A 15,857-nucleotide genomic window follows, 5' to 3' on the forward strand; every position below is an offset into this window, starting at 1 on the left:
CTCAGTCCTTGTGCGGGTTCAGTTTGTCGGGGTTGATGGCGAAATCCACGAGCGCCTTCTCGACGGTCTCGGCGGGGATCTCCCCGGCCAGGGCCAGCTGGCGCAACGCGGCCAGGGCGATGTAGCGGGCGTCGACCTCGAAGAAGTCCCGCAGCCGCTCGCGGCTGTCGCTGCGCCCGAAGCCGTCGGTCCCCAGGCAGTGCAGCGGCCCGGGGAGCCACTTGGCCAGGCTGGCCGGCAGCAACTTCAGGTAGTCCGAGGCGGCGACGAAGACCCCGCTCTCCTTGGCCAGCAGCTGGCCGAGGTAGGGGACCTTGGCCTTCTTGCCGGGGTGGAGCAGGTTCCAGCGCTCGCACTCGATGGCGTCGCTGTAGAGTTCCTTGTAGCTGGTGACGCTCCAGACGTCGGCGGCCACCTTGAACTGGCTTTCCAGGATCTGCCGGGCCTTGAGGGCCTCGTTGAGGATCGCCCCGCTGCCCAACAGGTGCGCCCTGGGGCGTTTGCCCTTGAGCGAAGATCTGGCGAAGCGGTACATCCCCCTGACGATCCCCTCGCGCACCCCGGCGCCCTTGGGCATGGGGGGCATGGGGTAGGTCTCGTTCATCACCGTCAGGTAGTAGATCCAGTCCTCCTGGTGGCAGTACATGCGGGTCAGCCCGTCGTGCACGATCACCGCCAGCTCGTAGGCGAAGGCGGGGTCGTAGGCCTTGACCCGGGTCGGCGCCATGGCCAGCACCTGGCTCTGGCCGTCCTGGTGCTGCAGCCCTTCGCCGGCCAGGGTGGTGCGGCCGGCGGTGGCGCCGACCAGAAAGCCCCGCGCCCGGCAGTCGCAGGCCTGCCAGATCAGGTCGCCGACCCGCTGGAAGCCGAACATGGAGTAGAAGGTGAAGAAGGGGACGGTCTGCACGCCGTTGTTGGCGTGGGCGCTGCCGGCGGCGATGAAGCTGGCCAGGGCGCCGGCCTCGCTGATCCCCTCCTCGAGGATCGCCCCTTCCTTCTTCTCGTTGTAGAACAGCAGGCTCCCCTTGTCCACCGGCTCGTAGAGCTGGCCGACGTGGCTGTAGATGCCGGCCTGGCGGAACAGCGACTCCATGCCGAAGGTGCGCGCCTCGTCGGGGACGATGGGCACGATCAGCTTGCCGAACTCGGCGTCGCGCAGCAGCTTGGCCAGCAGGTGCACGTAGGCCATGGTGGTCGCCAGCGGCCGCTCGCCCGAGCCCTCGAAGTACTCGCGGATGATCTCCTCGGTCTGGCAGGCCATGGGATAGCTGGCGTTGTGCCGCTTGGGCAGGGTGCCGCCCAGGGCCCGGCGCCGCTCCCTGAGGTAGGCGATCTCCGGGCTGTCCTCGGCCGGCCGGTAGAAGGGGGTCTCGGCGATCTCGGTGTCGCCGATGGGGATGTTGAAACGGGTGCGAAAGGCCTTGAGCTCCTCCTCGTTAAGCTTTTTCTGGGCGTGGGTGATGTTCTTCCCCTCCCCGGCCTCGCCCAGGCCGTAGCCCTTGACCGTCTGGGCGAGGATCACCGTCGGCGATCCCTTGTGCTCGACGGCCGCCCGGTAGGCGGCGTAGACCTTGTCGGGGTCGTGGCCGCCGCGGGTCAGCTGGCCGAGTTGCTCGTCGCTGTAGCCCTCGACCAGCTCGAGCAACTCCGGATACTTGCCGAAAAAGTGCTCGCGCACGTAGGCGCCGTTGCCGACGATGAAGCGCTGCATCTCGCCGTCGACCACCTCTTCCATGCGCTGCACCAGCTTGCCCGAGCTGTCGGCTTCGAGCAGCCGGTCCCAGTCGTCGCCCCAGATCACCTTGATCACGTTCCAGCCGGCGCCGCGGAAGGCCGCCTCGAGCTCCTGGATGATCTTGCCGTTGCCGCGCACCGGCCCGTCGAGCCGCTGCAGGTTGCAGTTGATGACGAAGATCAGGTTATCGAGCTGCTCGCGGGCGGCCAGGGTGATGGCGCCCAGCGATTCGGGCTCGTCCATTTCGCCGTCGCCGAGCATCGCCCAGACCTTGCGGCCGCTGCTCTTGCGCAGCCCGCGATCAACCAGGTAGTGGTTGAAGCGCGCCTGGTAGATGGCGCACAGGGAGGTCAGGCCCATGGAGACGGTGGGAAACTCCCAGAAATCCGGCATCAGGTAGGGGTGGGGGTAGGAGCTGAGCCCCCCCTTCTCGGGGCGCAGCTCGCGGCGGAAGCCCTTGAGGTCCTCCTCGCTCAGCCGCCCCTCGAGAAACGCCCGGGCGTAGACCCCCGGCGAGGCGTGCCCCTGGAAAAAGACCATGTCGCCGAGAAACTCCTCGGTGCGGCCGCGCCAGAAATGGTTGAAGCCCACCTCCCAGAGGGTCGCCGCCGAGGCGAAGGTGGAGATGTGACCGCCGATGCCGGGCGACAGCTGGTTGGCCCGCACCACCATGGCCATGGCGTTCCAGCGGATGATCGACTTGATGCGCCGCTCCAGCTCGCGGTCGCCGGGATAGACCGGCTGCCGGCTGCGCGGGATGCTGTTGAGGTAGGGGGTGTTGGCGGTGAAGGGGATGCTGACCCCCTGTTCCTGGGCGCGGACCTGCAGCAGGCGCAGGATCTGCCGGACCCGCTCCGGCCCCTGGGTCTGCAGCACGTAGTCGAGGGACTCGCGCCACTCGGCGTTTTCGATCTGTTGCAGCTCTGCGGGTGTCTCCTGACTGTTTCGGGCCATACACCACGACTCCTTCGGAAAAACAAGCTTCTTCCTCGCCGACAAAACCCTTAAACATTACCGTATTTTTCCCGGATGGCCACCGGAAACCCGGCTGGAGATGGCAAATTTCCCCCGGCCGGGGGAAATTTGCGGGATGGGGGCGGAGTACCGCTCCGGGGCGGCAGGCTCTCCCATGAAAAAATTCTCCTCAAAGCGTTTGACAGGGACCGCGCAACTGCTACAAGAAATGACAGGGCCGTGCCTGAGGATGGTCCTGGTTTGCCTGAAATTTTAACGGCTTAGCCTGGATACGGAAACCCGATGCGGATTTGCTCGCCAGGTTATAGCCATCCGGGTCTGCCCGAGGAGAATCGCCATGACCAAGCCCAGTGAGTCGATCCGCTGGTTCGAGCAGCTAAGCAACCGGGACGTGCCCCTGGTCGGCGGCAAGAACGCCTCGCTGGGGGAGATGATCGGCGCCCTCAAGGCTGAAGGGATCAGGGTTCCCGACGGTTTTGCCACCACCGCGGCGGCCTTCCGGCACTTTCTGGAAGCCAACCGGCTCGAGGAGCGCATCCGCGAACACCTCGCGGCCTTTCAGCGCGGCGCGAAGTCGCTGCACGCCACCGGCGAAGCCATCCGCCGCCTGATCCGGCGCGGCGACTGGCCCGAGGAGATCGCCGCGGCCATCGGCGCGGCCTACCGCGAGCTGGGGCGGCGCTGCGGCGCCGAAGAGCTCGACGTGGCGGTGCGCAGCAGCGCCACCGCCGAAGATCTGCCCGATGCCAGCTTCGCCGGGCAGCAGGAGACCTTCCTCAACATCGGCGGCGAACCGGAGCTGCTCGAGGCCTGCCGGCGCTGCTACGCCTCGCTGTTCACCGACCGGGCCATCGCCTACCGGGAAAACCAGGGGTTCGACCACCTGCAGGTGGCCCTGTCGGTGGGGGTGCAGAAGATGGTGCGCGCGGACAAGGCGGGCGCCGGCGTGATGTTCTCCATCGACACCGAGACCGGCTTTCCCCGGGTGGTGGTGATCGACGCCGCCTGGGGGCTGGGGGAGAACGTGGTGCAGGGGGCGGTGAGCCCGGACAGCTACACGGTGTTCAAGCCGCTGCTCGCAGAGCCCGCGCTCAGCCCGATTCTGCGCAAGAAGCTCGGCGGCAAGGAGAAAAAACTGGTCTACGCCCGCTCTGCCGGACAGACCACCCGCAACGCCGAGACCTCGGCCCGCGAGCGGAATTCCTTCGTGCTCGGCGACGAGGAGATTCTGCAGCTGGCGCGCTGGGCGGTGATCATCGAGGCCCATTACGGCAGGCCGATGGACATGGAGTGGGCCAAGGACGGCGAGACCGGGGAGCTGTTCATCGTCCAGGCACGCCCGGAAACCGTCCAGTCGCGCAAACAGGCCGGGGTGCTCAAGAGCTACTCGCTCAAGCAGCAGGGCGAGCTGCTGCTCAGCGGGCTGGCCATCGGCGAAGGGATCGCCGCCGGGCGGGTCCAGGTGATCAAGAGCGCGAGCGAGATCGAGCGCTTCGAGCCGGGGAGCATCCTGGTGACCGGCATGACCGATCCCGACTGGGTACCGATCATGAAGAAGGCCGCCGGCATCGTCACCGACCACGGCGGGCGCACCTCCCACGCCGCCATCGTCAGCCGCGAGCTGGGCATCGCCGCGGTGATCGGCACCGAGCGCGGCACCAGCGAGCTCAAAGACGGGCAGGAGGTGACCCTCAGCTGCGCCGAGGGGGAGCAGGGCCGGATCTATGCGGGCCTGCTCGAGTTCGAGCAGAGCGAGGTGAACCTGGAGGAGCTGCCCGAGATCAGGACCCGGATCATGCTGAACATCGCCAGCCCGGCCGCGGCCTTTCGCTGGTGGCGGCTGCCCTGCCGGGGGATCGGTCTGGCGCGCATGGAGTTCATCATCAACAACCTCATCCAGGCCCATCCCATGGCCCTGCTCAATTACGACCAGCTCGAGGACAAGGAGGCCAGGCGCCGGATCCGCGAGCTGACCCGCCACTACCCCGACAAGAGCGAATACTTCGTCGATCAGCTCGCCCAGGGGATCGCCACCATCGCCGCCAGCCAGTACCCCGAGCCGGTCATCGTGCGCATGAGCGATTTCAAGACCAACGAGTACGCCGAGCTGATCGGCGGCCGCCAGTTCGAGTTCGCCGAAGAAAACCCCATGCTCGGCTTTCGCGGGGCCTCGCGTTACTACAGCGAGCGCTACCGGGCCGGCTTCGCCCTGGAGTGCGCGGCCATCAAGCGGGTGCGCGAGAAGATCGGGCTGGCCAACCTGGTGGTCATGATCCCCTTCTGCCGCACTCTCAAGGAGGCCGACCGGGTGCTCGAGGTGCTGGCCGAGGAGGGGCTGGTGCGCGGCCGCAACGGGCTGGAAATCTACGTGATGGTGGAAATTCCCGCCAACGTGGTGCTGGCCGAGCAGTTCGCCGAGCGCTTCGACGGCTTCTCCATCGGCTCCAACGACCTGACCCAGCTCACCCTGGGGGTCGACCGGGATTCGGCGCTGCTCAGGGAGCTCTTCGACGAGCGCGACCCGGCGGTGAAAAGCTTGATCCGCCAGGCCATCCGGGCGGCCAACCAGACCGGCACCAAGATCGGCATCTGCGGCCAGGCCCCGAGCGACTACCCCGACTTCGCGGCTTTCCTGGTCGAGGAGGGGATCGATTCGATCTCGCTCAATCCCGACAGCGTGATCGGGGTGATCCGCCGGGTCGCCGAGGTGGAGCGGTAGGCCGCTTCGGCTCCAGGGTATGCAAAAACTGAGATCCGCCGCTAAAATTAAAGCAACGGGGGAGGGTCTTCATGGATTTGCAACTCTGGCAACAACTCGGCATATCCCTGGGACTGGGGCTTCTGGTCGGGCTGCAGCGCGAATGGGCCAAGCCGCAGGTCGCCGGCATCCGCACCTTCTCGCTGATCACCGTCCTTGGCACGGTCTGCGCGCAGTTGGCCCAGGTCTTCGGCGGCTGGGTGCTCGGCGGCGGGATCGCCGCGGTGGGGGCCCTGATGGTGGCGGTGAACCTCAACCGCGGCCGGGGCAAGGCGGCCCGCCCGGGGCCCACCACCGAGATCGCCGCGCTGCTGATGTTCGCCGTGGGTGCGCTGCTGCCCATGGGGCAGACCCCGGCCGCCATCGCCATCGGCGGCGGGGTGGCGGTGCTGCTGCAGTGGAAGCGGCCGCTGCACGGTTTCGTCGAACGCATCGGCGCCACCGACATCCGCGCGGTCTTTCGCCTGGTGCTCATCGCCCTGGTGGTCCTGCCCCTGCTGCCCGACCGCTCCTTCGGCCCCTACGAGGTGCTCAACCCCTTCGAGATCTGGCTGATCGTGGTGCTGATCGTCGGCATCAGCATCGGCGGCTACCTCGTCTCCCGCTACCTGGGACCGCGCAGCGGTTCGGTGCTGAGCGGCATTCTCGGCGGGCTGATCTCGAGCACCGCCACCACCGTCAGCTACGCCCGCCGTTCCAGGTCAGCGCCCGAGGTCTCGGCGCTGGCCGCCCTGGTCATCATGCTCGCCTCCACCGTGGTCTTCGCCCGGGTCACCTTCGAGGTGGCCCTGGTGGCCCCGGCCATCGTCGGCCAGGTGCTTCCCCAGTTCGCGGTCATGGGCCTGTGGATGCTGCTGATTTCCGGGGGCGCTTCGCTCTGGGCCCGCCAGCAGGCCGAGCGCGTCCCCGAGCCCAAGGACCCCTCCAACCTCAGCGCCGCGGTGCTCTTCGGCGCCCTCTACGCCCTGGTGCTGCTGGCCGTCGCGGCGGCCCGGGAATCCTTCGGCGATCGCGGCCTGTACCTGGTCGCGGCGCTCTCCGGGCTGACCGACATGGACGCCATCACCCTGTCCACCGCCCAGCTGATCAGCGCCGGGCGTCTCGAGGTGGACACCGGCTGGCGCATGATGCTGGTGGGGGCGCTCTCCAACATCCTGTTCAAGACCGGCGCCATCGCGGTGCTGGGGCACCCCCGGCTGCTGGGGCGCATCGCCGTGCTGTTCGGGCTCTCTGCAGCCGGCGGGGTGCTGCTGCTCTGGCTCTGGCCCTGACCCCCTTGCCCCCGTGCGCCGCCCTGCTACACTAGAGCCATGAGCGAACTGGAAGTCTTTTTCGACTACGTCTGACCCTGGTGCTACTTCGGTACCGTGCGTATCGACCAGTTGCGCGAGGAGTTCGACCTGAGGCTGCGCTACAGCGTCTTTCCCCTGCACCCGGAAACCCCCGAGCAGGGACAGTCGCTGCAGGAGCTGTTCGGCGCCCGCATGGACGTGGCGGCGATGCTCGAGCGGCTGCGTTCGGTGGCCGCCGAGCTCGGCTTGCCATTCGGTGCGCGCACCCACACCTACAACAGCCGCCGCGCCCAGGAACTGGGCAAGTGGGCCGAAGCCCGGGGCCTCGGCGAGCCGTTTCACGGCGCGGTCTACCGGGCCTACTTCGCCGAGGGGCGTAACATCGCCCGCCCCGAGGAGTTGGCCGCCATCGCCGCCTCGGTCGGCCTCGACGGGGCCGAGGCCCGCCAGGTGCTCGCCGAGGGGCGCTTCGCCGCCGCCGTCGACGCCGACTGGGCCCGGGCCCGCTCCCTGGGGGTCAACGCCGTGCCGACCCTCGACTGCGGCGGGCGCCGCCTGGTCGGCTTCCAGCCCTACGAGGCCTTTCGCCGCCTGGCAAAGGGCTGAACATCCTCCCATCCCCAAGGCAAAGGAGATACCCCCATGTCCGATCAGCCAACCGGCTCCTGCAGGTGCAATGCGGTCACCTTCGAGGTCAAAAACCCCCTGCAGTTCGCCGCCAACTGCCACTGCAACATCTGCAAAAAGACCACGGGGGGCGCCTTTTCCTCCATAGCCATCGTCGACGAAGCCGACCTGGTCTTCACCGCGGGCGAGAACCTGCTGAGCGAATACGCGATAAGCGAAAACGCCAGCAAGTACTTCTGCAGCAAGTGCGGCTCCCCGGTCTACAACCGCCACAAAAAGTTCCGCGGCAAGCTCATGCTCCCTATTGGTGCCCTCGACAAGCCCGGGGAGATTGCCCCCGTGGTCAACGTCCACTGCGAAAACATGCTCCCCTGGGTGCCCAACATCATGAAAATGACCAATTTCGACCGCGACGCGGTCAAGTAAGGCTCCCGAAAAGCGTCGCTAGCTCAGCTGGATAGAGCATCTGACTTCGGATCAGAGGGTCGGGGGTTCGAATCCTCCGCGGCGCGCCAGCAAAATCAAGGCCTCAGCCCGACATGGGCTGGGGCTTTTTTTCTCCTGAGGTTCCGTCCGTGTTGCTGCGTGGAAGGCCTTGATTGGCCTCTTCCCCTAGGCTTGGCCGCGAACGCAGCCTGAAGCGGTAATGTTTGGCATGAAAAATGGAAATGCAGGGATTAATTTTTTCGGGAGTCGGCTATAATTCGTACGAGTTGAACGGCCGGTCCCGGCTTTTTCGCAGTTTGCCCCCCCCTGGCCGGCCGGTTCCGGGTGAATCAGGGGCGTAAGAACGGACCTCCACGAGGACATCGATGATCCGCAACGGCGCTGTTGTTTTCCTGACCATCCTGCTGCTCATTAGCCTTGGGGCACTCTGCCCCGCGGCCCTGGCCCAACCCTCCCCGGCGGAATCCCCGCTGCCATCCGCCCTTTCGCCGGTGGTCGCCGGTTCCGAGTACGACTATCCCCCATTTTGCATCGTTACCAAGGAGGGACAGGCCGACGGTTTTTCCGTCGAGCTGCTGCGCGCGGCGCTTCGCGCCATGGGGCGCGAGGTGCGCTTTCACCTCGGCCCCTGGAGCGAGGTCAAGCAGGCCCTGGCGGAGCGCCGAGTCCAGGTGCTCCCCCTGGTGGGGCGCACCCCCGAGCGCGAGCAGGCGTTCGACTTCACCTTCCCCTACCTGACCATGCACGGCACCATCGTGGTGCGCGACGAAGAAACGGGGATCCGCTCGCTTGACGACCTGGCGGGAAAACAGGTGGCGGTCATGGCTGGGGACAACGCCGAGGAGTTTCTGCGCCGGCAGCCGGTCCCGGTCAGCATCGTCACCACCGAAACCTTCGAAGATGCCCTTCGCGAGCTGGCCGAGGGCCGCCACGACGCCGTGGTCATCCAGAAGCTGCTCGCCCTGCAGTTGATGAAGGGGCTGGGAGTCGAAAACCTGAAAACCGTCGGCCCGCCCCTCAAGGAGTTCGTGCAGTCCTTCTGCTTTGCCGTCGTCGAGGGGGACCGGGAACTTCTGGCCCTTCTCAACGAGGGGCTCGCCCTGGTCATCGCCGATGGCACCTTCGGCCAGCTGCGGGAAAAATGGTTCGGCCCCATGGAGGATGACTCCTGGGGAAAGAGCCGGATCGTGATCGGCGGGGACTTCAACTATCCCCCCTACGAGTTTCTGGACGAGAACGGCCAGCCCGCCGGGTACAACATCGACCTGACCCGGGCCATCGCCAAGGAAGCGGGGCTCTCCGTCGAAATCCGCCTCGGACCCTGGTCCGAGATCCGCCAGGGGCTCTCGGACAAGGAAATCGATGGGATCCAGGGGATGTTCTACTCCCTCGAGCGGGACAGGAATTTCGACTTTTCCCCGGTGCACACGGTGGTCAGCCATTCGGTGGTGGTGAGGGACGACTCGCCCATGCCGCGAACCCTGGCGGAGCTGGCCGGAAAGTCGATCCTGGTCATGAAGGGGGACATCATGCACGACGTCGCCCTCAAGCAGGGCTACGGCGAGTGGCTCATCACTGCCAGGTCGCAGGAGCAGGTGCTGGAAATGCTGGCCGGGGGAACGGGCGATTGCGCCCTGATCGCCAAGCTTCCGGCGCTCTACTGGATCGAGAAGCATGGCTGGAAAAACCTGCGGGTTTCGGACTCTTCGGTCTTCTCCCCCGAGTACTGCTACGCCGTGCCCAACGGCAATGGCGCCTTGCTGGCGCGTCTCTCCCAGGGGCTGGCCGGCCTGAAGGCCACCGGCGAATACCGCAGGATCTACTCCAAGTGGTTGGGGGTCTATGAAAAACCCCAGGTGGGGCTTGCGGATCTCTTCAGGTATTCCCTGTTCGTGGTCCTGCCCATCGTCCTGCTGCTGTTCGCCTCGCTCGCCTGGTCGCGGATGCTGCAACGCAAGGTCGAGGGGCGCACCGCGGAGCTGCGCAACGAAATCGCCTGGCGCAAGCAGGTGGAGGAAAAACTCTACCGGACCCAGAAGTTCGAGGCCATCGGCCAGCTGGCCGGTGGGGTTGCCCACGATTTCAACAACCTGCTGACGGTCATCGTCGGCTACAGCGACATGCTCAGGCGCCGCCTGAAGGCCGACCCGGCCGCGCTCACCGAGGTGGAGATGATCGCCAAGGCCGCCCAGCGCGCCGAGAGCCTGACTCGCCAGCTGCTGGCCTTCGGCCGCCGGCAGGTGCTGGCGCCCAGGGACCTGAACCTGGTGGCCCTGATCCACGACGCCCAACCGCTGCTGCAGAAACTGCTGAAGGAAAACGTCCAGCTGAAAATCCGCTCGACCCTCGAGCAGGTCACGGTCAAGGTGGACCCGGCGCAGATCGAGCAGGTATTGATGAACCTGGTGGTGAATGCCAGGGACGCGATCGGGGAGAAGGATGGGGAAATCGTCATCTCGACTACCATTGCCGAGCTGGATGCCCAGGCCCTGGGAGAATTCGCCGAGACGGCGGGCAAACCTTTCGGGCTGCTCACGGTGGAGGACAGCGGGTGCGGCATCGCCCCAGAGGTGAAGGAGAAGATCTTCGATCCATTTTTCACCACCAAGGAGCTGGGGCGCGGAACCGGCCTCGGGCTCTCCACGGTCTACGGGATCGTCAAGCAGAGCGAAGGTTTCGTGTTTGCCGACAGCGCACCGGGAAAGGGGAGCCGGTTCCACGTCTACCTGCCCCTGGGCAGCCTCCCGGAGGCGGCGCCTGCGGTGCGCTCACCCTGGCTCGGCGGGGCGGAAAAGTCCGCCACCATCCTGGTGGTCGACGATGACGAGCTGGTCCTGACCCTGGCCGTTCAGACCTTGCGGGAACAGGGCCACGAAGTCCTCGCCGCCAATTCGAGCGCCCAGGCGCTGGGCTGTTGGCGGGCTAATCATGGACGGATCGAACTGCTGCTCACCGATATCGGACTGCCCGAGGTCAACGGGCTGAGCCTGGCTGCGCAGATGAAAGAGGAAAAGAGCGAGTTGAAGGTGCTCTATTTCTCGGGCTATGCCGATCTGCAGGGAGCCCAGATCCCCGAAGGGGCCTTTTTGCAGAAACCTTTTCCGCCGGCCGCCCTGGTGACCAAGATCGAGGGGCTGCTGAAACGCGCACCCTGAGAACCCCCCGCCCAAATCTGTTGCTGCTGTCGCTTTTCGCCGAATGCCCCCATTCAGGCGCGGCGCGCCTCGGGCCCTGCCGGCCCCAGGAGACTGTCGCCGTGCGGAGACGATTTCCCCCTCCCTTTCCCCCGCTGAACACCTCATCCCTAAACAAGTGTTTGAAATTGCAGGGTTTTTCTGGGAGCCTGGCGCTTGGCAGGCTTGCTGCATTCCCGCCAGGGGGCTTTGCGCCCTGGATAAGGTGCTCCGATGCCATTGGCGAAAGGATGGAGGTCATGAAAAAAGTGTGGTTGCTGCTCGGCGTCGCCCTGCTGCTGATGCCGGCCGGCGGGCGGGCGGAGGTGGGGATCAATCTCAACATCAACCTGGGCGACGGCGGAGCGGTCCCCGTGGTCATCGAAGAGCCGCCGGTCTTTCTGCTGCCGGCCCGGCTCGGCTTCAGCGTGGCGGTGGGGGTTCCCTACGACATGGTCTTCATCGAGGGGCGCTACTACCTCTACCGGGGCAACATCTGGCACGTCGCTCCCCGTTACAGCGGGCCCTGGGTGGTGGTGGGCCACGACCATCTCCCCTACGGCCTGCGCAAGCACAAATACCGGGAGATCGTCCTCTGCCGGGACGAGGAGTACCGCTACTACAAGCGGGACCGGGACCATTACCGGGGCCATGTCCACCACCCGGGAAAGGGCCATGGCAAGGGCAAGGGGAGAAAAAAGCACGAGGATGACGACAGCAGCGATGACTGATGCTGTGTTCGCCGTGCCAAGCAGCCAAGGAGACTGAAGGCCAGAGCAACAAGGAGGCCCGGACCGTTTTTCACGCCAGCGGTCCGGGCCTGGTTTTTTTCGAGCGGGAGGGGCCAATGCCGATTTCGGGGTAGACGGACGGCGAAAAGCGGGTCAAGATGAAGCGCCGGTAATCGCGCCCCGCCACCTTTTTCCCCGAGAGGAACTCGATGCCCCAGCAAGTCTCCCGTTCGGCCGCGCTGTTCGTGGTCTGCGTGGCCCATTTCCTCATGCCCTTCATGATGTCCGCCGTGGGGGTGGCCCTGCCCGCCATGGGGCGGGAATTCGGAGCCAGCGCCATGCAGCTGGGGCTGGTGGAGACCACCTACGTGCTGTCGGCCTCGATCTTCCTGCTGGCCATGGGGAGGTTGGGGGACATCCACGGCCGCCGCCGCGTTTTCCAGGCGGGCATCGCCGTGTTCACCCTCATTGGTGGGGCGCTCTCCCAGGCCTGGAGCATCGAGGCGGTGATCGGCCTGCGCTTTCTGCAGGGGATGGGGGGCTCGATGGTCATGGCCACCACCATGGCCATCGTCGTTTCCGTGTTCCCCCCCGAGGAGCGGGGCAAGGCCCTGGGGATCGCCATCGCCAGCGTCTATGCGGGGATCTCCTGTGGTCCCTTCATCGGCGGCGCGCTGGTTTCAACCCTGGGCTGGCGCTCACTGTTCTACCTGTGCGTGCCGCTGGGGGTGATCACCTACCTGATCAGCCGCGCCAAGCTGCGCGCCGAGTGGGCCGAGGCCAAGGGGGAGCCCTTCGACTGGCAGGGGAGCCTGATCTATGCCGCCTCGATTCTGCTGCTGATCGCCGGTGCCTCCAATCTCGACCACGGCCCCTGGGCCTGGTTGCTCATGTTCTGTGGGCTGGCCGGGGTAGGGGCGTTTCTGGCCTTCGAGGGGCGCACCCCCTACCCGGTGCTCAACGTGGCGCTGTTGCGTCGCAACCGGGTCTTCGCCCTGAGCAACCTGGCGGCCCTGTTCAACTACGCCGCGACCTTCGGGGTGACCTTTTTTCTGAGCCTCTACCTGCAGTACGTCAAGGGGATGGATCCCCACCAGGCCGGCAGCGTGCTGATCGTCCAGCCCATTGCCCAGACCCTGCTTTCGCCGCTGTGCGGCCGGCTCGCCGACCGCATCCCGGCCGGGCGGGTCGCCACCGCCGGCATGGCCCTGTGCGCGGCGGGCCTCGGCATCGCTGCAAGCATTTCCGCTAGTACCCCCCTCGCGGTCATTCTGACCCTGCTGGTGTTTCTCGGCATGGGCTTCGCTCTGTTCTCCTCGCCCAACGTCAGCGTCATCATGGGGAGCGTCGAACCGCGTTACCTGGGGGTGGCCTCGGGGCTCAATTCGAGCATGCGCACCCTGGGGATGATGACCAGCATGACCATCATCACGGTGATCTTTTCCGTCTTCATGGGCGGCCATGCGGTGACCGCCGCCACCCAGGATGCCTTCTTGCGCAGTATGCAGACCGCGCTGACGGTGTTCTGCGGGCTGTGCCTGCTGGGGATTTTCTGTTCCCTCGGCCGTTTGGGCGGGACTCCCTCGCGCCAACAGCAGGGCGGGCCGCGCTGAGCTTTCTCCCGTTCGAAAACAAAGGGGCGACCCCGTTGCCGGGATCGCCCCTTTGTGCGTCTGTTCGGCCTAGCGCCGCCCTCCCCTATGTCCTTTTCCTTTGGCCGGGCGCTCCTCCGGGGGCCTCTGCCCGGCCCGTTCGGCCTTGTCGCGGGCCAGCGAAACGCCGATTTCGCGGTTGATCAGCAACGCCCCGTCGAGGATGACCGCCGCTTCTTTGGCCTCGGCCTCGCTGGCCATGCGCACGAAGCCGTTGCCTTTGAGCAGGCCGGTCTTCGGGTCGGTGAGCAGGTTGACCGAGCGCACCGTTCCGGCGACGGCAAACAGCTTGCGCAGGTCCTCTTCGGTTGCCTGGAAGGAGATGTTGGTCACATACAGGTCTTTTCCCATGATTTCTCCTATTCTCATACCTTTGCCCGGTGCGTGGCCGGCTTGCGGGGGGCGGGTTTCTTGGCTAACGTTTAATACACATAATGGTCGCGGGCACCTGAAGATTCCACAGGTCGCCGGGGAAGTCAAACTGCAAAAAGGCCGGCCTCGATTTTATGGGAGCGCCGCCTCTTGGAAGGTCAGCCGTCATGCCGAGTGATGTCGAGATTGCCCGCCAGTTCAAGCCGCGCCCCATCGCACAGATCGCTCTAAGCCTCGGCATCGACGAGGATGACCTGCTGCTGTACGGGCGCGAGATTGCCAAGGTGAACCTCCGCGCCCTGGGCCGACCCTCGGCGAAAAAGGGTCGGCTGGTACTGGTTTCGGCCACCACCCCCACCGCCGCCGGGGAGGGGAAGACCACCACCACCATCGGCCTCGGCCAGGCCTTGGCCCAGCTGGGCGAGTCGGTCTGCCTGGCGCTGCGCGAACCGTCGCTGGGCCCCTGCCTGGGGATGAAGGGGGGCGCCACCGGCGGCGGCTACAGCCAGCTGCTGCCGGCCGAGCGGATCAACCTGCACTTCACCGGCGACTTCCACGCCGTCACCAGCGCCAACAACCTGCTTTCGGCCATCATCGACAACCACATCTACCACGGCAACGAGCTGCGCATCGACCCCCGCCAGATCCTCTGGCGCCGGGTCATGGACCTGAACGACCGCAGCCTGCGCCACATCGTGGTCGGCCTCGGCGGCCGCGGCCAGGGGCCACCGCGGGAGGGGGGCTTCGATATCACCGCCGCCTCGGAGGTGATGGCCATGCTCTGCCTCGCCGCCGATCAGCAGGACCTTCGCCAGCGGCTCGAGCGCACCCTGGTCGCCTACAGCTACGAGGGGGAGCCGATTTTCGCCGGTCAACTCGGGGTCACCGGGGCCATGCTGGCGCTGCTGCGCGACGCGCTGCACCCCAACCTGGTGCAGACCCTGGAGGGGGTGCCGGCCTTTGTCCACGGCGGGCCCTTTGCCAACATCGCCCACGGCTGCAACAGCCTGGCCGCCACCCGCATGGCCATGCACCACGCCGACTGGGCGATCACCGAGGCGGGCTTCGGCTTCGACCTGGGGGCGGAGAAGTTTTTCGACATCAAGTGCCGCCTGGCAGGTCTCGACCCGGAGGCGGTGGTGCTGGTGACCACCGCGCGGGCGCTGAAGATGCACGGCGGCAAGAAGAAAACCGAACTGCTCGACCCCGACCCCGCGGCCCTGGCCCAGGGCCTGGAAAACCTCGACAAGCACATCGAGAACGTGCGCAGGTTCAACAAGCAGCCGGTGGTGGCTTTGAACCGCTTCGCCGGCGACAGCGACGCGGAGATCGCCCTGGTGGCCGAGCGCTGCGCCCGGCACGGAGTCCCCTTCGCCCCCGCCAGTCACCACGCCGAAGGGGGGCGGGGGGCGTTGGAACTGGCCCGGCTGGTGATGGCGGCAGCCGAGGGCAGCCGCCCCTACGCGCCGCTCTACGACCTGGCCCTGCCGGTGGCCGAGAAGGTGCGCGTGATCTGCCGTGAGATCTACGGTGCCGGCGACGTCGCCTTCACCCGCCAGGCGGAAAAGGACCTGCGCCAAGTGGAGCGGCTCGGCTATGCCGGGCTGCCGGTCTGCGTCGCCAAGGCCCCCAGTTCGCTCTCCGACGACCCGGCCTTGCACGGAAGGCCGCGCGACTTCGAGGTGACGGTGCGCGGCGTCGACATCAACGCCGGCGCCGGCTTCCTGGTGGTGCTGACCGGGGACATTCTGCGCATGCCCGGTCTGCCCAAGTCCCCCGCCGCGGAGCGCATCGACCTGAGCGCCGAGGGGGAGATCCTGGGGTTGGAGTGAGTTGGGGCACCGACCCGGAAGGCGTCAATGCCGGGTCGGCTCCTGCTCCTGCTGCTCCTCGGAGGCCTCGACGGTGTCTTGGATCGACAGGTTCAGCTCCTCGAGCAGCCGCTCCACGGGAATGTGGTGGATTTTCGCGGCCCAGTTGATTTTCATGACGTGGGCCGAGAGGGCGAAGATCCCCTTTTTCATGTCCGGGCAGCCGTTGCGCAGGAACACCTAGGTCTCGGGGAAGCGTTCGATGACGTTCCAGACCCGCATGT

General features: G+C 66.4%; 11 protein-coding genes and 1 tRNA gene. 9 read left to right on the forward strand and 3 right to left on the reverse strand.

Annotated features, from left to right (window positions below; genetic code table 11):
- Position 1: 1 nt before the first annotated feature.
- A complete protein-coding gene (gene aceE, locus DESUT3_RS00260; RefSeq protein WP_221250468.1) occupies positions 2-2,689 on the reverse strand; it encodes a pyruvate dehydrogenase (acetyl-transferring), homodimeric type in 2,688 nt (895 codons plus the stop codon).
- A 358-nt stretch (positions 2,690-3,047) separates the two neighbouring features.
- Between aceE and ppsA the strand changes: the two genes are divergently transcribed.
- From ppsA to DESUT3_RS00300, 8 genes are all read left to right on the forward strand, one after another.
- Entirely contained in the window at positions 3,048-5,429 is a 2,382-nt protein-coding gene (ppsA, locus tag DESUT3_RS00265) for a phosphoenolpyruvate synthase (RefSeq protein ID WP_221250469.1), read from the forward strand.
- 71 nt (positions 5,430-5,500) lie between these two features.
- Positions 5,501-6,739, forward strand: coding sequence for an MgtC/SapB family protein (locus DESUT3_RS00270; RefSeq protein WP_221250470.1), 1,239 nt, complete (start codon positions 5,501-5,503; stop codon positions 6,737-6,739).
- Positions 6,740-6,778: 39 nt separating this feature from the next.
- Positions 6,779-7,366, forward strand: a complete 588-nt coding sequence (locus tag DESUT3_RS00275; RefSeq protein WP_318835967.1) for a DsbA family oxidoreductase — start codon at positions 6,779-6,781, stop codon at positions 7,364-7,366.
- Positions 7,367-7,402: 36 nt separating this feature from the next.
- The gene (locus DESUT3_RS00280; protein WP_221250472.1) at positions 7,403-7,813 is read left to right on the forward strand and encodes a GFA family protein; all 411 of its coding nucleotides are present in this window, start codon (positions 7,403-7,405) and stop codon (positions 7,811-7,813) included.
- Positions 7,814-7,825: 12 nt separating this feature from the next.
- Positions 7,826-7,902 (forward strand) — tRNA-Arg (locus DESUT3_RS00285).
- Between the two features lie 297 nt (positions 7,903-8,199).
- Positions 8,200-10,989, forward strand: a complete 2,790-nt coding sequence (locus tag DESUT3_RS00290; RefSeq protein ID WP_221250473.1) for a transporter substrate-binding domain-containing protein — start codon at positions 8,200-8,202, stop codon at positions 10,987-10,989.
- Positions 10,990-11,267: 278 nt separating this feature from the next.
- Complete coding sequence (locus tag DESUT3_RS00295) at positions 11,268-11,738, forward strand: hypothetical protein (protein ID WP_221250474.1); 471 nt, start codon at positions 11,268-11,270, stop codon at positions 11,736-11,738.
- Positions 11,739-11,947: 209 nt separating this feature from the next.
- Positions 11,948-13,351 (forward strand): MFS transporter, encoded by a 1,404-nt coding sequence (locus DESUT3_RS00300; protein ID WP_221250475.1) that lies wholly within the window; start codon positions 11,948-11,950, stop codon positions 13,349-13,351.
- A 69-nt stretch (positions 13,352-13,420) separates the two neighbouring features.
- On the opposite strand, the gene DESUT3_RS00305 is transcribed toward DESUT3_RS00300, so the two are convergent.
- Positions 13,421-13,741, reverse strand: a complete 321-nt coding sequence (locus DESUT3_RS00305) for an RNA recognition motif domain-containing protein (protein WP_221250476.1) — start codon at positions 13,739-13,741, stop codon at positions 13,421-13,423.
- 188 nt (positions 13,742-13,929) lie between these two features.
- Between DESUT3_RS00305 and DESUT3_RS00310 the strand changes: the two genes are divergently transcribed.
- Positions 13,930-15,594 carry a formate--tetrahydrofolate ligase gene (locus tag DESUT3_RS00310; RefSeq protein WP_221250477.1) on the forward strand — a complete coding sequence of 555 codons (1,665 nt, stop codon included), beginning with the start codon at positions 13,930-13,932 and terminating at the stop codon, positions 15,592-15,594.
- Between the two features lie 24 nt (positions 15,595-15,618).
- Here the strand turns inward: DESUT3_RS00310 and DESUT3_RS00315 are convergent, their stop codons facing one another.
- Positions 15,619-15,813: a hypothetical protein gene (locus DESUT3_RS00315; protein ID WP_221250478.1), complete on the reverse strand. Its 195-nt coding sequence runs from the start codon at positions 15,811-15,813 to the stop codon at positions 15,619-15,621.
- Positions 15,814-15,857 lie beyond the last annotated feature (44 nt).

It is taken from the genome of Desulfuromonas versatilis (assembly GCF_019704135.1).
Classification (GTDB): domain Bacteria; phylum Desulfobacterota; class Desulfuromonadia; order Desulfuromonadales; family NIT-T3; genus Desulfuromonas_A; species Desulfuromonas_A versatilis.